The sequence below is a fragment of the Aeromicrobium sp. HA genome (genome assembly GCF_027171405.1).
Taxonomy (GTDB): Bacteria; Actinomycetota; Actinomycetes; order Propionibacteriales; family Nocardioidaceae; genus Aeromicrobium; species Aeromicrobium tamlense.
In genome coordinates this window covers 3229641-3249480 of sequence record NZ_CP114372.1, presented here as the reverse complement: position 1 = coordinate 3249480, position 19840 = coordinate 3229641, and the positions used below count along the sequence as shown (strand labels likewise).

The window sequence follows — 19840 nt, the reverse complement described above, 5'->3', positions numbered from 1 at the left end:
TGAACCCGCGCTCCGGGCACGCTGCCCGGACCCCCACATCGAGAAAGGAATCCCATGGGAGTAGATCGCTTGCTCTTCGGGCCACCCCACGAGGCGACCGTAAGTGTTGAGAGGGTCGCCACGGACCGGACGTGTCCCATGTGCGGGTCGCGCGACGTGGCTCGCTATCCCGTCGCGAACTTCATCGGCCCTCGCATGGTCGTGAAGTGTCAGGAGTGCTTCACACACCTGGAGACGACGGTGCCGACGCCCGACGACCACTGGCCACCGTGGGCCTCGGCGACCTCGGACTGGCCGGCCTCGCGAAACGGCTAGCGAGCCCCGTCGCCCTCACGGTTGCCCGTGGACAGCGGCCACACCACGACACGAGATCACGACAGGACGGAGACACCATGGGTGTCATGGATGACAGGACCATCATCGTCACGGGCGGGGCCCGGGGCATGGGAGCGGCGACGGCTCGACTCCTCGCGTCGGAGGGAGGGACGGTGATCGTCGGCGACGTGCTGCCCGAGGAAACCCGAGCGCTCACTGATGAGATCAAGCAGGCTGGAGGACGCGCGATCGCCGCGTCGCTCGACGTGACCAGCGAAGCCGACTGGGACCGCGTCACGGCTCTGGCGACCGAGCTTGGCGGTGCGGACGCCCTTGTCAACAATGCGGGTGTCAGCCAGAGGGTAGGCATCCTGGCGACCGAAAGGAGCACCTGGGACCAGGTCCTGGCGATCAACCTGACGGGATGCATGCTCGGCATCCGCAGCGTGGGCCCTGGCATGTGCGAACGCGGCCGCGGATCGATCGTGAACATCTCTTCGATCGCCGGTTTGGTGGCCTATTCCTCGGCTGCCTATTCGGCCAGCAAGTGGGGTGTGCGTGGGCTGACGAAGGTGGCCGCGCTCGAGTTGGGTCCTTCGGGCGTCCGCACCAATTCAGTCCATCCCGGCATCATCGAGACGCCCATGATCGAGGACGTCAACGCGACCGTTCGCGCCTCGTTCGCTGCGACGGTTCCGTCAAAGCGCACCGGGCGGGCCGATGAGGTCGCGGCCACCGTGGCCTTCCTGTGCAGCGACGCCTCCTCGTACGTCAACGGCGCCGAGATCGCGGTCGATGGCGGCTTCTCGGCCGGTGGCGCCTTCCAAGGGGTGATCAACGAGGTCTCGAGGCGATCGGCCAAGCCCGACATGTGAGTACCGCGGTGGCGGGCGGCCGACCAGCGGTCGGCCCCCCGCTCTAGCGTTCGACGGTACCGGTCGCGAGGAGGCTGTAGGAGGGGTCCGTCAAGTCACGGGACCCGCCCGTACCGTCGGGGATGGGGATACCCGTCTCCTGCATCTGCGACTCGAAGACGACCGTCCGTCGCGCGATTCGCCAATGGCCGTCGCGACACACGATCCGGTCGAGATAGCGACAGCGCACCTGGACCTGGACGGGTTCGGACCCGAGGCCGGCACTGCCGTGCGTCTGGTAGGCGACGCAGTAGCTCTCGGCGACGACCGTATCGGGGGAGATCAGTCGCCGGTAGGACTGACCAAGGACATGCAGAGAGCTGCTGATGCCCTGGTGCCGGTCCTGCATCCACTCGATCATCTGATCCACCGAGCCGACGAATACGCCATGGTCGTCGATCGCATCGGAATGAAACGCCGCGCGGACGAGATCCCAGTCGCGGCGATCAACACCGCGGCAGTACGTGCCGAGGACGCGGGAGATGATGATGTCGAGTTCGGGCGCAAGCTCGTCGCAATGGATCGAGTCGCGCGACGTGGATGGTTCAGTCATCATCTCTCCCAGCGTTGATTTAGTGTCATAGTAAGCCGAAATCGGGCCGATCGGCGGGATGCCGCGTCGAGCGTGCCTGGGAGCGTCTTTGGCACTCCGACCCACGCCGTCGGCCTTGACAGGCGGAGGTCAACCCTGCCGGCAGGCTTCACGGCGATCAGGGCACCTCGATGTAGCCCAAGCCTCGCTGTTGTTCAGCGCGCCCCGCGCCCCATCCTCACCGCCGCGTGTGACGTTGGTCCTCTGGTTGGCCCCCGTCGGAACCGCTCGGATCGACAGTTGGAGAAGCTGTCTGTTCGGGGCGAGTTGGCTCACCCCGGAAGTCGACACGGAGACGCGTGCGGCCCTCGGCTAGATCGAAGATCGGCCTGCTCGCAGGTTTGCTCCACCCCAGACCTCGGATGGCCGGCGCCGACCGTGACCTGCGCGCTGATGCGGTTGCCGAAGCTGACTGATCGCTGCGTTTCGATCCACCTGAGACTCAGCGGAGCCATCGCACGGCAGACACCATATTCAATCCCGCGCCAACTTCGCGAACTGCGGCATCGGAACGTAGATGTGGACACATCGGCATGCCCGTTTCGCGCCAACGGACGCAACGAAGCCCCCGCTCCAAGCTGGGATTCAACTTGGACGGGGGCTTCGAAACGGCGGTGGCGGTGGGATTTGAACCCACGGTGGGCGTGAACCCACACACGCTTTCGAGGCGTGCTCCTTAGGCCGCTCGGACACGCCACCGCCGAGGAGTCTACGTCAGTCACCCCGTCGCGGCCCAATCGGGGCCGTCAGGGGCGCGGGGCCTAGGGTTCAGGCGTGGGGTGGGCACTCGTCGCGCTGCTGGCGCTCGCGGCTGGACTGACCGCGTGGCAGGACCCGCGACGGCTCCGCATCGGCGTCTACCTCACCCTCGCGATCGGCCTCGGGGCCGTGGGTCTGCTCGGTCGCCTCGCATTCGTGCTCGCCGGGTCCGACGACCCGCTGCGGCTCGCCTGGGCGCTGCTGATCGGCCTCGGCGTCGCCTTCGCGGCCGTCGTGGTCCTCGGTCTGGCGAGCGTCGCGAACGGGATCCTCATGATCCGACGAGAGGGCCGGCGCCCCGCCAACCTGCTCTCGCTCGTGTTCGGGCTCGGCGTGCTGGGCTACTGCGCGCTGATCGTGGTCCTGTGGTGGATCGACCTGAACCACACCGAGGTCGCCCGCGAGCTGTTCCTCTGGATCGTCGCGGTCGGCGTGCTGCTGGGCTACCTGGCGTTCGTCTTCGTGGCGTTCGTGGGCTACGGGCTGCTGTACGGCTGGGCCGCCGACCGCTGGGCCAGGCCGGTCGACGCGGTCATCGTCCTCGGCGCGGGCCTGAGCGGCGAGCGGGTGACGCCGCTGCTGGCCTCGCGGCTCGCCCGCGGTCGGCAGGCGCTCGAGCGGTCGCGGTCGCGCGGCAAGGACACGCACCTGATCTGCTCGGGCGGGCAGGGACCGGACGAGGTCGTGCCCGAGGCGGTCGCGATGGCGAACCACCTCGCCGAGCAGGGGGTCGACCGCGACCTGCTGTGGCTCGAGGACGCCTCCACCTCGACCGAGGAGAACCTGCGGTTCAGCGCCCGCGTCGCCGCCGAGCACGGTGTGGAGTCGGGGCGCTTCGCGGTCGTCACGAACGACTTCCACGTGCTGCGGGCGGCACTGCTGCTGCACCGGATGGGGCTCGAGGGCCACGGTCTCGGCGCCCGCACGGCGCGCTACTTCTGGCCGAGCGCGATCCTGCGCGAGTACGCCGCGATCCTGTGGGAGCACCGCCGCCTCAACGCCGTCCTGCTCGTGATCTCCTGCGTCCCGCTGGCGCTGCTCCTCGTGCGCGCCGTCGCCTCCTGGGCCTGAGACGCCGCCGCCCGCCCCGTCGCCACTTTTGGAACGTTTTGCACGCTTTCCGGCGACGGAAGGGTGCATCCCGTTCCAGAAGTGGGCAGGGGGCGGGCGGTGGAGCGTCCGGAGGTCAGCCGGGCTGGCTGATCGAGAGCATCGTCTCGCTGAAGAGGTCGATCTCGTCGTCCTTCGAGCGGCCCGAGCCGGCGCCGGCGAGCAGGCTGGCGAGCTCGCCAGCCGCGCGCTCGATGCGCGACTGCAGCGTGCCCTCGCCGGCCGAGCCCCAGTCGTGCGGACTGGCGAACACGCCCGTCGGCACGACCACGGCCTGCAGGTACGCGAACAGCGGCCGCAGTGCGAAGTCGATCACCAGCGAGTGGCGGGTCGTGCCGCCCGTCGCGGCGAGCAGCACGACCTTGCCGATCAGCGCGTCGTTGTCGAGCGCGTCGACGAACGACTTGAACAGGCCCGGGTAGGAGGCCTTGAACGTCGGCACGACGACGATCAGCGCGTCGGCCTCGCCGACCTGGTCGTACACGTGCTGCAGGCGCGGGGCCGCGAAGCCGGTGAGCGCGGCGTCGGTGATCTCGTGCGCGAAGTCGCGCAGGTTGACGACCTCGATGCTGGCGCCGCCGAGGGCGGAGCCGGAGGCGGCGGCCAGCCGGTCGGCCAGCATGCGCGTGGTCGACGGCTCGCCGACACCGGCGGACAGGGCGACGATGCGGGTCATGCGGTCACTTCCTCGGAGAGGGCCGCGTCGCGGGCGGCGACACGGGCGGCGTGGGTGGGGGCGTCCGGCACGTCGGCCGGGCGGCGCGCGTCGAACTCGGCGCGCATGGTGGGCAGGATCTCGCCGAGCAGGTCGAGCTGCTCGAGCACCGTCTTCAGCGGCAGGCCCGCGTGGTCGACAAGGAACAGCTGGCGCTGGTAGTCGCCGAAGTAGTCCGCGAACGCGAGCGTGCGCTCCAGGACCTGCTGCGGACTGCCGACGGTGAGCGGCGTCTGCTCGGTGAAGTCCTCCATGCTCGGCCCGTGTCCGTAGACGGGGGCGTTGTCGAAGTAGGGGCGGAACTCGTTGACCGCGTCCTGGCTGTTCTTGCGCATGAAGAACTGACCGCCGAGGCCGACGATCGCCTGCTCCGGCGTGCCGTGCCCGTAGTGGGCGTAGCGCTGCCGGTAGAAGTTGATCAGCCGGATGTAGTGCTCCTTCGGCCAGAAGATGTTGTTGGCGAAGTAGCCGTCGCCGTAGAACGCGGCCAGCTCGGCCACCTCGGGCGTGCGGATCGAGCCGTGCCACACGAACGGCGCGACGCCGTCGAGCGGCGCGGGCGTCGAGGTGTAGCCCTGCAGCGGGGTGCGGAACTTGCCCTCCCAGTTGACGACCGGCTCGCTCCAGAGCTTCTGGAGCAGCTGGTAGTTCTCGATCGTGAGCTCGACGGCCTTGCTGATGTCCTTGCCGAACCACGGGTAGACCGGGGCGGTGTTGCCGCGGCCCAGCATGAGGTCCATGCGGCCGTCGACGAGGTGCTGCAGCGTCGCGTAGTCCTCGGCGATCTTGACCGGGTCGTTGGTCGTGATGAGCGTCGTCGAGGTCGACAGGATGATCTTCTCGGTCTGCGCGCCGATGTAGGCCAGCGTCGTCGTGGGGCTGGAGGGCACGAACGGCGGGTTGTGGTGCTCGCCGGTGGCGAAGACGTCCAGCCCGACCTCCTCGGCCTTCTTGGCGATCTCGACCGTGGCCTTGATGCGCTCGTGCTCGGTCGGGGTCGTGCCGTTCGTGGGGTCGGTGGTGACGTCGCCGACGGTGAAGATGCCGATCTGCATGCTGCTCATGTCCTCAGTCTCCCAGAAGATAGTTAAAGATTCAACTAATAGAACGCAGGAGGCCGCGGACTATTCCCGGAGGGGATCGTCAGCGCCCGAAGAAGGAGCGCAGCAGGACGGAGGAGTCGTCGGGCAGCACGTCGGCGAGGACCTCGGGCCGATGGTTGAGGCGACGGTCGCGCACGACGTCCCACAGCGAGCCGACCGCGCCGGCCTTCTCGTCCCAGGCGCCGAACACGAGCCGGTCGACCCGCGACGACACCACCGCGCCCGCGCACATCGTGCACGGCTCGAGCGTGACGACGAGCGTGCAGCCGTCGAGCCGCCAGCGCCCGAGGGCGGCGGCCGCCGCACGCAGCGCGACGATCTCGGCATGACCGGTGGGGTCGGCGTCGCGCTCGCGGGTGTTGCGGCCCTCGCCGACGATCTCGCCCTCGTGCACCACCACGGCGCCCACGGGCACATCACCCTCGGCCGCGGCCTCGCGCGCCAGCTCGAGCGCCCGCCGCATGTACGGGTCCCAGGTCACCCGACGATCGCCTCGAACTGGTCGCCGAACCCGAGCTTCTCGGCGAGGTCGGCCAGCGCCTCGTCGGGGAACAGGTCGTCGTCGTCGCACAGCAGGCTCAGCTCGACCGACGCCAGGCCGAGGTCGCTCACGATGTCGAGGTCGCCCACGGGCGTCGGCTCCTCGTCGCCGTCGGGCGCGTTCACGAGCTCGGCCAGGTCGGCCGCGATCGGCCAGTCCCAGACCGCCGTCGCGTCGGACAGCAGGGCCCGCACGTGCTCGCCGCTGCGGCGCACGATCACGAAGAAGTCGTCGTTGACCGAGGCCAGGCCGATCACCCCCACCTCGGAGGGGAATCGCGCGAGCGCGGCCGTCAGCCCGTCGAAGTCCTCGCCCAGTCGGGGCGGGAGCTCGACGACGGTCCACGCACCCTCGTCGCGGTACGCCGCGATCACGAAGTCGACGTCGTCCTCGGCCACTCTGCGATGGTGACAGACGCCCGTCACCGGCCGCTACCCTCGAGGCATGCGTGTTCACGTCGCCGACCATCCCCTGATCTCCCACAAGCTCTCCGTGCTGCGCGACGCGAGGACCGACTCGCCCACCTTCCGGCGGCTCACCGAGGAACTCGTGACCCTCCTGGCGTACGAGGCCACGCGCGAGGTCAGCGTCGAGCCCGTCGAGGTGACGACCCCCCTCACCACCACCGAGGGTGTCCGGCTCACCAGCCCCGGCCCGCTCGTCGTGCCGATCCTGCGCGCCGGACTGGGCATGCTCGAGGGCATGCAGCGGCTGCTGCCCACGGCCGAGGTCGGCTTCCTCGGCATGATCCGCAACGAGACCACCTTCGAGGCCGAGACCTACGCCGAGCGCCTGCCCGACCGTCTCGACGGCCGTCAGTGCTACGTGCTCGACCCGATGCTGGCCACCGGCGGCACCCTCGCGATGGCGATCGACTTCCTCGTGAAGCGCGGCGCACGCGAGATCACCGCGATCACGCTCCTGTCGGCGCCCGAGGGCATCGAGCGGCTCGAGCGCGACACCGCGCACATCGACGCGCCGCTGAACCTGTTCTCCGCCGGCCTCGACGAGCGCCTCGACGAGAACGGCTACATCGTGCCGGGCCTGGGCGACGCCGGCGACCGCCTCTACGGCGTCGTGGACTGATGCACGAGTTCATCGCGGCGCTGCCGAAGGCCGAGCTGCACGTCCACCACGTCGGTTCGGCCTCGCCCGAGACGGTGGCCGAGCTCGCCTCGCGCCACACCGACTCGCCCGTGCCTGCCGATCCGGAGGCGCTGGCCGAGTACTTCACCTTCACCGACTTCGCGCACTTCATCGAGGTCTACCTGTCGGTGGTCGACCTGCTGCGCACGCCCGAGGACATCTGGACGCTGACGCACGAGGTCGGGCGCGACCTCGCCGCGCAGAACGTCCGCTACGCCGAGCTGACGATGACGCCCTACACGTCGATCGTGCGCGGCATTCCCGCCGAGGCGTACGTCGAGGCCATCGAGGACGCGCGTCAGGCCGCCGAGCGCGACTTCGGCGTGGCCCTGCAGTGGATCTTCGACATTCCCGGCGAGTCCGGCATCCCCGCCGCCGACGTCACCCTCGACACCGCGCTGCGGCTCGGCCCCGGCTCGCTCGTCGGCTTCGGCCTCGGCGGCCCCGAGATCGGCGTGCCGCGCCCGCAGTTCGCCCCGCACTTCGAGCGCGCGAAGGCCGCCGGCCTGCACAGCGTGCCGCACGCGGGCGAGTCCACGGGGCCCGAGTCGATCCGCGACAGCCTCGACCACCTCGGCGCCGAGCGCATCGGCCACGGCATCGCCGCCGCGCAGGACCCCGCGCTGATGGAGCGGCTCGTCGCCGAGGGGGTCGCCCTCGAGGTGTGCCCCACGTCGAACGTCCGCACCCGCTCGGTGCCGTCTCTGGCCGAGCACCCGCTGCCCGTCCTCGTCGAGGCCGGCGTCACGGTGACGATCAACTCCGACGACCCGCCGATGTTCGGCACCACGCTGAACGAGGAGTACGCCGTGGCGGCCGACCTGCTGGGCCTCGACGAGGAGGGCCTGCGCGCGCTCGCCATCGCCGCCGTCGACGCCAGCTTCGCGTCCGACTCGATGAAGGCGCACCTGCGTGAGGAGATCTCCGCCGCGGGCTGACCCGCTCGACAGGACAGGTGGCGCGCCCACCGGCACAGTGGTCTGGTGGCAGACGGAACGACGCACGGGGGAGCCGATCCCATCGCCGTCGACGAGCCCGATCCACGGCGCTGGCGCATCCTCGCGGTGACCCTCGTCGTCGGGTTCATGACCCTGCTCGACGTCACCGTCGTGAACGTCGCGGTGCCGTCGATCCGCGAGGGCCTCGACGCCTCGGCCGGAACCGTGCAGTGGGTCGTCTCGGGCTACGCGCTGACCTTCGGCCTCGTGCTGGTGGCCGGCGGGCACCTCGGCGACGCGTACGGCCGGCGCCGGATCATGACGATCGGTCTCATCGCGTTCATCGTCGCCAGCGCCGCCGTCGGACTGGCGCCTGGTGCGGGCTGGATGATCGCGGCGCGGCTGGCCCAGGGCGCCGCCGCGGGCCTGCTCACGCCGCAGAACGCGGGACTGATCCAGGAGCTGTTCACCGGGCCGGAGCGCGGTCGCGCCTTCGGCTACTTCGGCCTGACGGTCGCGGTCGCATCCGGCATCGGGCCGGTCCTCGGCGGCGGCATCATCGCGCTGGCCGGCACCGACCTGGGCTGGCGGCTGATCTTCCTCGTCAACGTGCCCATCGGCCTCGTGGCACTCGTCGCGATCCGCCGCCTCGTGCCGGTGCCGCGCGGTGACGCCGACCGCGAGCACATCGACGTCGTGGGCGCGCTCATCCTCGGCCTGACCGTGGTGTGCCTGCTGTACCCGCTCATCGCGGCCGAGTCCGGCGAGCGGCTGCCGCTGCTTCTCGTGCTGGCGGTGCTGCCGCTGGCGGTGGCGTTCGTGCGCTGGGAGCGCTCCGTGCGGGCCCGCGACCGGCAGCCGCTGCTCGACGTCGGGATGCTCTCCGAGCTGCCCACCTACGGCAGCGGCATCGTGATCGGCACCCTGTACTTCGCGGGCTTCACGGGCGTGTTCCTGACGTCGTCGGTGTGGCTGCAGGAGGTGCGCGACCTGAGCGCCCTGCAGAGCGGCCTGCTGCTGACCCCGTTCGCGGTCGGCGCCGCGATCACCTCGACCCCGGCGGGCCGACTGGTCAGTCGCGCCGGGCGCCTGGTGACGATCGGCGCGCTCGTCGTGATCATGGTCGGCTTCAGCGCGATGGCGTGGATGACGCCCGGGCAGACCGACCAGGCCCTGTGGTGGACCTTCGCGCCGCTGCTGCTGTTCGCCGGGCTCGGCGGCGGTGGCGTCGTCGCGCCCAACCAGACGCTCACGCTCCAGGACGTGCCGCCGAGCGTGGGAGGAGCCGCCGGCGGAGCCCTGCAGACCGGCCAGCGGATCGGGTCGGCACTCGGCACCGCGGCGCTGATGACCGTCTACGGGCTGACCGCATCGGCGCACGACGGCGACACGGCGCTGCGGGTCTCGCTGCTCGTCTCGGTCGTGGTGCTCGGCCTCGCGCTGGCGGTCGCGGTGGGCTCGCACGTGCAGGCTGGCCGGCGCGAGGCCGCGCCCGACTGACCTCCGACATGTGGAGCGCTCCCCACCCTTCTCAGCCCGCGAGGGCCGAGAAACGGTGGGGAGCGCTACACATCTGGCCCGCCGGGGGCGGGGCCGGGACTCAGAGAGCCTTGATGATGTCCTCGACGCGGTCCTTGGCGTCGCCGAACAGCATCTGGCTGTTCTCGCGGAAGAACAGCGGGTTCTGCACGCCCGCGTAGCCGGCGGCCATCGAGCGCTTGAACACGATGACGTTCTTGGCCTCCCACACGTGCAGGACGGGCATGCCGGCGATGGGGCTGGACGGGTCCTCGGCGGCGGCCGGGTTGACCGTGTCGTTGGCGCCGATGACGAGCACGACGTCGGTGTCCTTGAGGTCGTCGTTGATCTCGTCCATCTCGAGGACGATGTCGTAGGGGACCTTGGCCTCGGCCAGGAGCACGTTCATGTGACCGGGCAGCCGACCGGCGACGGGGTGGATGCCGAAGCGGACGTCGACGCCCTTCTCGCGCAGGCGCGCGGTGAGGTCGGCGACCGGGTACTGCGCCTGCGCGACGGCCATGCCGTAACCGGGCGTGATGACGACGCTCTTGGCGGACGAGAGCAGCTCGGCGGCGGCCTCGGCGTTGATCTCGCGGTGGTCGCCGTAGTCGGTGTCGTCGCCGGGGCCGGCCTCGATGCCGAAGCCGCCGGCGATGACGGAGATGAACGAGCGGTTCATCGCCTTGCACATGATGTAGGACAGGTAGGCACCGGAGGAGCCCACGAGCGCGCCGGTGATGATCAGCAGGTCGTTGTTCAGCAGGAAGCCCGAGGCGGCCGCGGCCCAGCCCGAGTAGCTGTTGAGCATCGAGACCACGACGGGCATGTCGCCGCCGCCGATCGAGGCGACCAGGTGCCAGCCGAGGCCGAGCGCGACCAGCGTGACCAGGATCAGCAGCCACAGCGCGGGGTCGACGACGAACCAGATGGTCAGGATCACGAACAGCGCGAGCGCGCCGAGGTTGATCCAGTTCTTGCCCGGCAGCACGAGCGGGGCGGACTTCATCTTGGCGCTCAGCTTGAGGTAGGCCACGATCGAGCCGGTCAGGGTGACCGCGCCGATGAACACGCCGATGAAGACCTCGGCGTTGTGGATGTCGAGCAGCGTCCCGGCGTCGCCGGGCAGGTCGTGCGGGAGGTCGCGGTAGCCCAGGTAGCCGTTCCAGCCGACCAGGACGGCCGCGAGGCCGACGAACGAGTGCAGCAGCGCGATGAGCTCGGGCATGCCGGTCATCTCGACGATCTTGGCGCGCCACAGGCCGATCGCGGCGCCGATCGCCATGGCGACGATCAGCAGGGCCAGACCGATGCCGGGCTCGTTGTCGACCACGAGGACGAACGTCGCGGCGAGCGCGATCGTCATGCCGGAGATGCCGAAGACGACGCCCCGGCGGGCGGTCTCGTGCTTGCTCAGCCCCGCGAGGCTGAGGATGAACAGCAGGGCGGCGACGAGGTACGCAGCGTTGGCGAGGGAGGAGGCAGTCACAGGTCAGCCCTTCACTTCGAGAACATGCTGAGCATGCGACGGGTCACGGCGAAGCCGCCGAAGACGTTGATGCTGGCGAAGAGGACGGCCACGAACGCCAGCGCCCGGATGACGTTGTCGTCGGCACCGATCTGGATCATGGCGCCGACCACGATGATGCCGCTGATCGCGTTGGTGACGCTCATGAGCGGCGTGTGCAGCGCGTGGTGCACGTGGCCGATCACGTAGTAGCCGATCACGATCGACAGCGCGAGCACGGTGAAGTGCTGCGGCAGCTGACCCGGCGCGGTGGCCAGGACCCACAGGAAGATCAGGACGCCCGCGGCGAGCGCGCCGATCTTGACACCGGGGTTGACCGGCTTCTTCGGCTCGGGGGCCGGGGCGGGCTCCTTCGGCGCGGCGGCCGGGGCCGGCGCGGCCGAGACCTGCACCGGCGGCGGCGGCCAGGTCTTCTCGCCGTCGCGCACGACGGTGACGCCGCGCTGGACGACGTCGTCGAAGTCGAGGACGATCTGGCCGTCCTTGCCCGGTGTCAGCAGCTTGATGAGGTTCACCAGGTTGGTGCCGTACAGCTGCGAGGCCTGGGTGGGCAGGCGGCCCGCGAGGTCGGTGTAGCCCAGGATCGTGACGCCGTTGGCGGTGACGACCTTCTGGCCGGCGACCGAGCCCTCGACGTTGCCGCCCTGCGCGGCGGCCATGTCCACGATCACGCTGCCGGGCTTCATCGAGGCCACGTCGGCGGCGGTGATGAGGCGAGGCGCGGCGCGTCCCGGGATCAGGGCGGTGGTGACGATGATGTCGACGTCGGCGGCCTGCTCCGAGTAGATCTCCGCGGCGCGCTTGTCGTACGCCTCGCTGGTGGCCTTGGCGTAGCCGTCGGAGGAGACCTCCTTGGCCTCCTCGGGCACGACGACCTCGAGGTACTCGCCACCGATCGACTTGACCTGGTCGGCGACCTCCGGACGCGGGTCGGTGGCACGCACGATCGCACCGAGGCTCGACGCGGCGCCGATGGCCGCCAGGCCCGCGACTCCGGCGCCGGCGACCAGGACCTTGGCCGGCGGCACCTTGCCCGCGGCGGTGACCTGGCCGGTGAAGAACCGGCCGAACTCGTGGGCGGCCTCGACGACGGCGCGGTAGCCGGCGATGTTGGCCATGGAGGAGAGCACGTCCATGGACTGGGCGCGCGAGATGCGCGGCACCGCGTCCATCGCCAGCACCGTGATCGGTCGCGATGCCAGCTTCTCCACCAGGTCGGGGTTCAGGCCGGGGCTGATCATGCTGATCAGCGTCGCGCCGTCCAGCATCAGGGCGATCTCGATCTCGGTCGGCGCGTTGACCTTGAAGATCACGTCGCTGGCCCACGCGTCGGGCTTGTCGCTGATCGTGGCCCCGGCCGCCGCGTAGGCGTCGTCGCTGAAGCTCGAGGCCGCTCCGGCCCCGCTCTCCACCGTCACCAGATAGCCGAGATCGATCAGCTGCTTCACCGTCGCCGGAGTCGCGGCGACGCGAGTCTCGCCGGGCGCGGACTCCTTCACGACGCCGATCCGCATCGAGCCCAGATCGGGCAGGGGGGTGCTCATCCCGCAGACAATAGCCGGGTGTCTGCGGACCCGGCGCATGAGGTGTGTCACGTTACGGACAGGTAACACAGGGCCGGCGTGGCAATCGGTGCATGTGACATCGCCAGTGGCACATTTCACATACCGCCGGTATCTTGGCCGGCATGTCGTCTCTGAAGCCCCAGCAATTCCGCGGCAAGGTCGCGCTCATCACGGGTGCCGCGCGTGGCATCGGCGCCGCGGTGGCCCGGGCCTACGTCGCCCACGGCGGTCGCGTCGCCCTCGTCGGCCTCGAGCCCGACCTGCTGGAGGAGCTGAGCACCGAGCTCGGCGAGTCGGCCGCGTGGTGGCAGGCCGACGTCCGCAGCAGCGACCAGCTGCGCACCGCGATCGACGAGGCCGCGGCGTACTTCGGACGCCTCGACCACGTGGTGGCCAACGCGGGCATCGCGTCCTACGGCACCGTCCGCCAGATCGAGGACGACGCCTTCGAGCGCGTCATCGACGTCAACCTCAACGGCGTCTTCCGCACGGCCAAGTACGCGATCCCGCACCTGCGGGCCTCGAAGGGCTACCTGCTCGTCGTGTCGTCGCTGGCCGCCTTCTCCAACATCGCCGGACTCAGCTCCTACAGCGCCAGCAAGGCCGGCAACGAGGCGCTCGCCGTCGCGCTGCGCCAGGAGGTCGCGCACCTCGGGATCAAGGTGGGCATCTGCCACCCCTCGTGGATCGACACCGACATCGTCCGCAACGCCGAGGCCGACCTGCCCACCTTCAAGGCGATCCGTCGCAAGCTGCCGTACCCGGCGAACACCACCACCGACGTCGAGACCTGCGCGGAGAGGATCCTCGTGGGGCTGGCGAAGCGCAAGAGCCGTGTCTACGTCCCTCAGGCCGTGCTGCTGGCGAACTGGACGAAGGCGTTCGTGAACTCGCCGGCCACGTGGCCCTACGTGCGGCTGCTGACCCGCCGCACGGTGCCGGCGCTGGAGCAGGAGGTCACGGCGCTCGGCCGCTTCCACCACGCGCACACGCCGGTGACGCCGCAGCAGTAGGTCAGTCGCCCTCGGTCTGCACCGAGGCGGCGAGCGAGACCATGTGGCCGAGGCGCGCGATCTCGGAGGGCAGGAACTCCGGACCTCCGTGGCGGCCGACGGCGACGAAGAACTCGGTGCCCGAGCGGGTGGTGCCGGGGGAGCCGGCCAGCACGGTGGAGTCCCAGGCCGCCACCTCGGGCAGCGCGCGGGCGCTCTCCACCTTCAGCCAGCCGTCGCAGTCGGGCACGACGCGCGGGGCCGCCGACGAGCCGAACATGAACGCCGCGCCCTCCTCGCCGGGGCCCACCGCCATCGCCCAGTCGGTGCGGAACGTGGAGGGGATGACCTCGACGAGCCGCTCGATCGCGAGGTCGGGCTCGTCGGTGAAGGCCTCGACCGCCTCGAGGTCCATGCTGAGGTTGGCGCCGGCGGTGTAGCGGCTGATCCAGTGGACGTGCACGCCCTCGAGCGCCTGGCAGGCCGTGATGAGGGCGTCGGGCATGACGGTGTGCGGCAGCTCGAGCAGCACGTCGTCGACCGCGATGCCGTCGGAGCGGTGCTCGACGATCTCGATCGCCTCGATGTCGGCGCCGGCGCCACCGAGGGCCGTCGCGAGGGCGCCGAGGGAGCCCGGCACGTCGGGGAGCTCCACGCGCAACAGAAACGCCATGGCAGCCATTGTCGCGCGTCCCGATTGCAGGGAGGTAAACGCGGCGCTGGCGAGTCGCGTCCGGGCGCAGCCCCTAGGCTGGCGCCGTGGTGGAGCACGCACGCGGGACCGAGGGCCTGCGACTCGTCGGCTCGTCGCAGCTGGTGGCCGAGCCGCCGATCCGGATGCTGGGCGACCTGCTGGTCCGCGGCGGCACGACGCACGTCGGCGCGTTCACGAGCCTGGCCCACGGCGTCGAGACCCAGGGGGCCACGATCGGCCGCTACTGCGAGTTCGCCCCCGACATCCTGATCGGCGCCACCGGCCACCCGCTGACGTGGCTCGGCGTCAACTCCTTCCAGTACAAGAAGGCCACGTGGGGCTGGCACCCCTCGGCGTCGGAGTCCGAGGTCATCGACCCCGAGGCCGACGGGCGCCCCTCGTTCCGCGGCGAGCCGTCGGTGGTCGGGAACGACGTGTGGATCGGCGCGAAGGTCGTGGTCCTGCGCGGCGTCACGATCGGCGACGGCGCGGTCGTGGCCGCTGGCGCGGTGGTCACCGAGGACGTGGCGCCCTACTCGATCGTCGGCGGCATCCCGGCCCGACCGATCCGCGACCGCGTCGACCCCGCCACCCGCGAACGACTGCTCGAGCTGGCCTGGTGGCGGTTCTCGCCCAACCAGCTGGCCGGCGTGACCTTCGACGACCTGCCGCGCGCGATCGCGCAGCTCGAGGAGCGGGTGCCCGGCCTCGAGCCGTACGAGCCCGGGTTCGTGCCCGTCGAGCGCCCGCAGCGCACCGACGCCAAGCGGTCGCGCTGGAGGCGCTGAAGGCGGATACTGGCTGGATGCGAGCCATCTGGAAGGGCGCGATCAGCTTCGGGCTGGTCCATGTGCCGGTGAAGGTGTACTCCGCCACCGAGAGCCACGACGTGTCGCTGCACCAGGTCCACGACGAGGACGGCGGGCGCATCCGCTACGAGCGCCGCTGCGAGATCTGCAAGGAAGTCGTTCCCTACAAGAACATCGACAAGGCCTACGACGACGGCGAGAAGACGATCGTCCTCACGGACGAGGACCTCAAGTCGCTGCCCGCCGAGCGCAGCCATGAGATCGACGTCGTCGAGTTCGTGCCCGACGACCAGATCGACGTCCTGCGCCTGGGCAACCCCTACTTCCTCGAGCCCGAGGAGAAGGCGCTCAAGCCCTACACGCTGCTGCGCCGCGCGCTCGAGGACACCGAGCGCACCGCCGTGGTCACGTTCGCGCTGCGCCAGCGCACCCGCCTGGGCGCCCTGCGCGTGCGCGACGGCGTGCTCGTGCTGCAGACCCTGCTGTGGGACGACGAGGTCCGCACCGCGGACTTCCCCGTGCTGGAGAACACCGCGAAGGTCACCGACAAGGAGCTCGCGATGGCGGGCCAGCTGATCGAGTCGCTCGCGGGCGACTTCGACGCCAGCCAGTTCACCGACGACTACCAGGAGCAGCTCAAGACCCTCATCGAGGCCAAGCGCAAGGCGGGCGAGGGCATCGAGACCGAGGCCACCTTCGGCGAGCAGGAGGAGGAGGGCGGCGAGGTCGTCGACCTCATGGAGGCGCTGCGACGCAGCGTCGAGGCGCGCAAGGGCGACGCGAAGTCCGACGACAAGCCCAAGAAGAAGGCGGCGAAGAAGAAGTCGTCGGCCTGAGTCAGGCCGGCTGCGGGTCGCCGTTCTCGGGAGCGTTCTTCGGAGGATCGGCCATGAGGGACTCCGGCACGTCCACGCGAATGGTGCCGGGGAACTCCGACACGGGACGCTTGCGGTTCTCCACGACCCAGGTCGCCACGGCGTGCAGCTTCTGGTTGTGGTTCTGGGAGTAGCGACGCAGCACGTCGAACGCGCGGTCGGCCTCGATGTCGAAGCGCTCCATCAGTATTCCCTGGGCCTGCCCTATGACCTTGCGGGCATCGATCGCGTGGAGCAGTCCCTGCTCGTGGTGCGCATTGGCCAGGGCGACCGAGGCGTGGCGGGCGAAGATCAGCGCGGTGGCCAGATCGTTCCCGTCGAACGCGTCGGGCCGGTCGGCGTACAGGTTGAGCGATCCGTAGCGGCGCTCGCGGGTCTCCAGCAGCACGCTCATCGCACTGCGGATGCCCAGGTCGCCGGCGGCCCGGCCCCACTTGGGCCAGCGCGGGTCGAGGCTGACGTCGTTCGAGACGAAGCTGCCGCCGGCCTCGAGCGCGTCCAGGCAGGGGCCCTCGTCGAGCTCGCGCTGGAGCTCGTGCGACCGGATCACCCGCTCGGAGGTCGTCGACGCCGTCTCGATGCGCGTGCGCGAGTGGACCAGCATGATGCCGGCGTCATCACACTCGGCGGCCTTGCGGGCATATTCGGTGATGCGTTCCACGGTCTTCTCCGTGGTCGGCTGCTCGTGCAGGTCGAGCGCCACCTCGGAGAAGAAGTCAAGCACGGACACGGCCGCTCCTTCACACTGGTGACTACGAACAGTACGCGGAGGGGGTCAAGGTCGTGGCAGGCGCGTCCACCCAAACCGTCTCGGTGGACGGACGGCTGTTGAGGCTGACGAACAGCGACAAGCCGATGTACCCGGCGACGGGCACCACGAAGGCCGACGTCATCTCGTACTACGTGCAGGTCGCGCCGTGGCTGCTGCCGCACCTCGCGGGGCGTCCGGTCACCCGCAAGCGCTGGGTGAACGGCACCGGCCCGGGGGCCGAGGTCTTCTTCGAGAAGAACCTGCCGGACTCCGCGCCCGACTGGATCCGCCGGGTCACGATCAAGCACAAGTCGCGCACGAACGTCTACCCGATCTTCGAGTCCGTGGCCGACCTCGCCTGGGCCGGACAGGTCGCCGCGCTGGAGCTGCACGTGCCGCAGTGGCAGGTCGACGCCACCGGCGTGCCGCAGAACCCGGACCGTCTCGTGATCGACCTCGACCCGGGCCCCGGGACGGGCCTGCCCGAGTGCGTCGAGGTCGCCCACGCGGCGCGCGAGCTGCTGGCCGACATCGGGATCGAGTGCTTCCCGGTCACGAGCGGCAGCAAGGGCATCCACCTGTTCGCGCACCTCGACGGTACGCACGACTCCGACTACGTCAACGCCTTCGCGAAGCAGGTCGCGCAGGCGCTCGAGGCGTCGATGCCCGAGCTCGTCGTCAGCGACATGAGCAAGGCCAAGCGCTCAGGCAAGGTCCTGGTGGACTGGAGCCAGAACAACGGCGCGAAGACCACGATCTCGCCCTACTCCCTGCGCGGCCGCGAGGAGCCCACGGTCGCCGTGCCGCGCGACTGGGACGAGCTCGACGAGAGCCTGCGCCACCTCACGATCGACGAGGTGCCGGCGCGCCTGGCCGAGCGGGGCGACCCCATGGCCTCGCTCGCCGCGCCCGTGGCCGACAAGCTGTCCACCTACCGCTCGATGCGCGACGCCAGCCGGACGCCCGAGCCCGTGCCCGACTCGGTGGTGCGCGGCCGTGACGGCGACCCGATCTTCGTCATCCAGGAGCACCACGCGCGCCGGCTGCACTGGGACTTCCGGCTGGAGCGCGACGGCGTGCTGGTCTCGTGGGCGCTCCCGAAGGGCGTGCCCGACTCGACGAGCGGCAACCACCTCGCGGTGCAGACCGAGGACCACCCGATGGAGTACGCGACCTTCGCGGGGAGCATCCCGAAGGGCGAGTACGGCGCGGGCGAGGTCACGATCTGGGACCACGGCCACTTCGACCTCGAGAAGTGGAACGACCACGAGGTGATCGCCACGCTCCACGGCACCCAGGAGGGCGGCCTCGGCGGCTCGAAGCGGCTCGCGCTCATCAAGACGGGTGAGAACTGGCTGATCCACCTCATGAAGGACCAGCAGCCGGGCGCGCCGTCCACGACCTCGCGGCCGAAGGCGACGAAGAGGGCGAAGCCGGCGCGCAAGAAGGCGCCCGCGGGGCGGTCGGGCTTCGTCCCGCCGATGCTCGCGGTGCTCGCGGGAGGCCGCGACGCCTCAGGCGACGGGTGGGCCTACGAGCTGAAGTGGGACGGCATCCGGTGCGTCGCGGTGGTCTCGGGCGAGGACGTGCGGCTGTACTCGCGCAACCACAACGACGTCAGCGCCAGCTATCCCGAGCTCGTCGAGGAGCTCGCCGCGATGGGGCTCGACGCGGTCCTCGACGGCGAGATCGTCGCGATGGACGAGCGTGGCATCCCCTCCTTCGGCCGGCTGCAGCAGCGGATGGGCGTCACCAAGCCGGGTGACGTGGAGCGACTCCGACGCACGACGCCCGTGCAGCTGATGCTGTTCGACCTCCTCGAGCGCGACGGCACCTCGCTGCGCGACCTCTCCTACGACGACCGCCGAGACGCGCTGGAGGAGCTCGACCTCGAGTCCGAGCTGGTGCACGTGCCGCCCGCCCACGGCGGCACGCTCGACGAGGCCGTGGCGCTGAGCCGGAGCCACCAGCTGGAGGGCATCGTGGCCAAGCGGCGCGCGTCCACGTACGACCCCGGTGCGCGCTCCACCGACTGGCTCAAGATCAAGAACCAGGACACGCAGGAGATCGTCATCGGCGGCTGGCGCCCGAGCAGTGGCGGGCGCGGGATCGGCTCGCTGCTCGTGGGCGTGCCCGTGGAGGGAGGCCTGCGCTACCTCGGCCGTGTCGGCACGGGCTACAGCAACGCCGAGCGGCTCAAGCTCCGCTCGCTCCTCGACCCGCTCGAGCGGAAGACCTCGCCGTTCGTCGACGAGGTCGAGTCCGCGGCCTCCCGCGATGCCACCTGGGTGACGCCGCAGCTGGTCGGCGAGGTCGTCTACGGCGACTGGTCGCCCGCGGGGCACCTGCGACACGCCAGCTGGCGCGGCCTGCGACCGGACAAGGACGCGGCCGACGTGGTGCTCGAGTCGGCTGCCGAGGTGCGACTGACCCCGCCGTGAGACACGATGGAGGTCCGACGACATCTGTGCGAAGGAGCCATTGTGGGCAAGAAGAGCGTGAAGGATCACGTCGACACCGTCGTGGAGCAGCTGCCGGACGCGTCCGAGCTGCGCGACCTCCGGGACCAGCTGGTGGAGCGTCTTCCCGACCGAGCCGAGTGGCTGGCGCTGCGCGACGATCTCATGGAGAAGCTCCCGGACAAGACCGAGCTGCTCGACCTGCGTGACAACCTGGTCGACAAGCTGCCCGACGAGGTCAGCGACAAGCTGCCGATCGAGAAGCGCCAGCGCTTCCGCGGCCTGCGGAAGGTCGCGTTCGTGGGCCTGCTGACCGCCGGCATCGCGGGCGTCGTGGCCTTCTTCAAGGCCCGCTCCGCCGACCAGCCGACGTACACGGCCTCGACCTACACGACGCCGGGCAGGCCGACGACCTCCACGACGCCGACCACGCCCACGGGCGACGTCGGTGCCACGGGCACGGTCACGCCGCCGCCGACCGTCTGACCGACACACGAGCGAGGGCCCCGGGAATCT

19 protein-coding genes and 1 tRNA gene are annotated in these 19840 nt (G+C 70.3%); 10 read left to right on the top strand and 10 right to left on the bottom strand.

Annotated features, from left to right (window positions below; all coding sequences use genetic code 11):
* Positions 1–401 precede the first annotated feature (401 nt).
* Positions 402–1190 carry an SDR family NAD(P)-dependent oxidoreductase gene (locus tag O3S82_RS16120; RefSeq protein WP_269304181.1) on the top strand — a complete coding sequence of 263 codons (789 nt, stop codon included), beginning with the start codon at positions 402–404 and terminating at the stop codon, positions 1188–1190.
* A gap of 43 nt (positions 1191–1233) precedes the next feature.
* On the opposite strand, the gene O3S82_RS16115 is transcribed toward O3S82_RS16120, so the two are convergent.
* Complete coding sequence (locus O3S82_RS16115) at positions 1234–1785, bottom strand: nuclear transport factor 2 family protein (RefSeq protein WP_269304179.1); 552 nt, start codon at positions 1783–1785, stop codon at positions 1234–1236.
* A gap of 648 nt (positions 1786–2433) precedes the next feature.
* Positions 2434–2520, bottom strand: a tRNA-Ser gene (locus O3S82_RS16110).
* 75 nt (positions 2521–2595) lie between these two features.
* Here O3S82_RS16110 and O3S82_RS16105 point away from each other — a divergent pair.
* Entirely contained in the window at positions 2596–3651 is a 1056-nt protein-coding gene (locus O3S82_RS16105; RefSeq protein WP_269304177.1) for a YdcF family protein, read from the top strand.
* Between the two features lie 115 nt (positions 3652–3766).
* Here O3S82_RS16105 and O3S82_RS16100 read toward each other — a convergent pair whose 3' ends face one another.
* From O3S82_RS16100 to O3S82_RS16085, 4 genes are all read right to left on the bottom strand, one after another.
* Positions 3767–4366, bottom strand: a complete 600-nt coding sequence (locus tag O3S82_RS16100; RefSeq protein WP_269304175.1) for a CE1759 family FMN reductase — start codon at positions 4364–4366, stop codon at positions 3767–3769.
* Entirely contained in the window at positions 4363–5460 is a 1098-nt protein-coding gene (locus O3S82_RS16095) for an LLM class flavin-dependent oxidoreductase (RefSeq protein ID WP_269307074.1), read from the bottom strand. Before O3S82_RS16095 ends, O3S82_RS16100 begins: the two co-directional genes overlap by 4 nt.
* An 88-nt stretch (positions 5461–5548) precedes the next feature.
* Positions 5549–5971, bottom strand: coding sequence for a tRNA adenosine(34) deaminase TadA (tadA, locus tag O3S82_RS16090; RefSeq protein WP_179428386.1), 423 nt, complete (start codon positions 5969–5971; stop codon positions 5549–5551).
* A 14-nt stretch (positions 5972–5985) separates the two neighbouring features.
* A complete protein-coding gene (locus O3S82_RS16085) occupies positions 5986–6447 on the bottom strand; it encodes a tRNA adenosine deaminase-associated protein (RefSeq protein WP_269304173.1) in 462 nt (153 codons plus the stop codon).
* Positions 6448–6493: 46 nt separating this feature from the next.
* Here O3S82_RS16085 and upp point away from each other — a divergent pair, with 46 nt between their 5' ends.
* The 3 genes from upp to O3S82_RS16070 are packed head-to-tail and all read left to right on the top strand — an operon-like array spanning position 6494 to position 9633.
* Entirely contained in the window at positions 6494–7135 is a 642-nt protein-coding gene (upp, locus tag O3S82_RS16080) for a uracil phosphoribosyltransferase (RefSeq protein WP_269304171.1), read from the top strand.
* On the top strand, positions 7135–8133 hold the full coding sequence (locus O3S82_RS16075; protein ID WP_269304169.1) for an adenosine deaminase: 999 nt from the start codon (positions 7135–7137) through the stop codon (positions 8131–8133). The genes upp and O3S82_RS16075 overlap by 1 nt, the downstream gene beginning before the upstream one ends.
* A 45-nt stretch (positions 8134–8178) precedes the next feature.
* Positions 8179–9633, top strand: a complete 1455-nt coding sequence (locus O3S82_RS16070) for an MFS transporter (protein WP_269304167.1) — start codon at positions 8179–8181, stop codon at positions 9631–9633.
* A 100-nt stretch (positions 9634–9733) separates the two neighbouring features.
* On the opposite strand, the gene pntB is transcribed toward O3S82_RS16070, so the two are convergent.
* Entirely contained in the window at positions 9734–11140 is a 1407-nt protein-coding gene (gene pntB, locus O3S82_RS16065; RefSeq protein ID WP_179427620.1) for a Re/Si-specific NAD(P)(+) transhydrogenase subunit beta, read from the bottom strand.
* Between the two features lie 11 nt (positions 11141–11151).
* Positions 11152–12693: a Re/Si-specific NAD(P)(+) transhydrogenase subunit alpha gene (locus tag O3S82_RS16060; protein WP_218846854.1), complete on the bottom strand. Its 1542-nt coding sequence runs from the start codon at positions 12691–12693 to the stop codon at positions 11152–11154.
* 173 nt (positions 12694–12866) lie between these two features.
* Here O3S82_RS16060 and O3S82_RS16055 point away from each other — a divergent pair, with 173 nt between their 5' ends.
* Positions 12867–13757, top strand: a complete 891-nt coding sequence (locus O3S82_RS16055) for an SDR family oxidoreductase (protein WP_269304165.1) — start codon at positions 12867–12869, stop codon at positions 13755–13757.
* A 1-nt stretch (position 13758) separates the two neighbouring features.
* Here O3S82_RS16055 and O3S82_RS16050 read toward each other — a convergent pair whose 3' ends face one another.
* Positions 13759–14400: an amino acid-binding protein gene (locus O3S82_RS16050; RefSeq protein ID WP_407647440.1), complete on the bottom strand. Its 642-nt coding sequence runs from the start codon at positions 14398–14400 to the stop codon at positions 13759–13761.
* A 95-nt stretch (positions 14401–14495) separates the two neighbouring features.
* On the opposite strand from O3S82_RS16050, the gene O3S82_RS16045 reads away from it, so the two are divergent.
* Both O3S82_RS16045 and ku read left to right on the top strand, forming a co-directional pair.
* The gene (locus O3S82_RS16045) at positions 14496–15218 is read left to right on the top strand and encodes a DapH/DapD/GlmU-related protein (protein WP_269304163.1); all 723 of its coding nucleotides are present in this window, start codon (positions 14496–14498) and stop codon (positions 15216–15218) included.
* A 17-nt stretch (positions 15219–15235) separates the two neighbouring features.
* A complete protein-coding gene (ku, locus tag O3S82_RS16040; protein ID WP_269304162.1) occupies positions 15236–16075 on the top strand; it encodes a non-homologous end joining protein Ku in 840 nt (279 codons plus the stop codon).
* A 1-nt stretch (position 16076) separates the two neighbouring features.
* Here the strand turns inward: ku and O3S82_RS16035 are convergent, their stop codons facing one another.
* Positions 16077–16844, bottom strand: a complete 768-nt coding sequence (locus tag O3S82_RS16035) for a GAF and ANTAR domain-containing protein (RefSeq protein WP_179427632.1) — start codon at positions 16842–16844, stop codon at positions 16077–16079.
* Positions 16845–16897: 53 nt separating this feature from the next.
* On the opposite strand from O3S82_RS16035, the gene O3S82_RS16030 reads away from it, so the two are divergent.
* Together O3S82_RS16030 and O3S82_RS16025 are read left to right on the top strand one after the other, a co-directional pair.
* Complete coding sequence (locus tag O3S82_RS16030; protein ID WP_269304158.1) at positions 16898–19306, top strand: ATP-dependent DNA ligase; 2409 nt, start codon at positions 16898–16900, stop codon at positions 19304–19306.
* Between the two features lie 42 nt (positions 19307–19348).
* A complete protein-coding gene (locus O3S82_RS16025) occupies positions 19349–19810 on the top strand; it encodes a hypothetical protein (RefSeq protein WP_179427636.1) in 462 nt (153 codons plus the stop codon).
* Positions 19811–19840 lie beyond the last annotated feature (30 nt).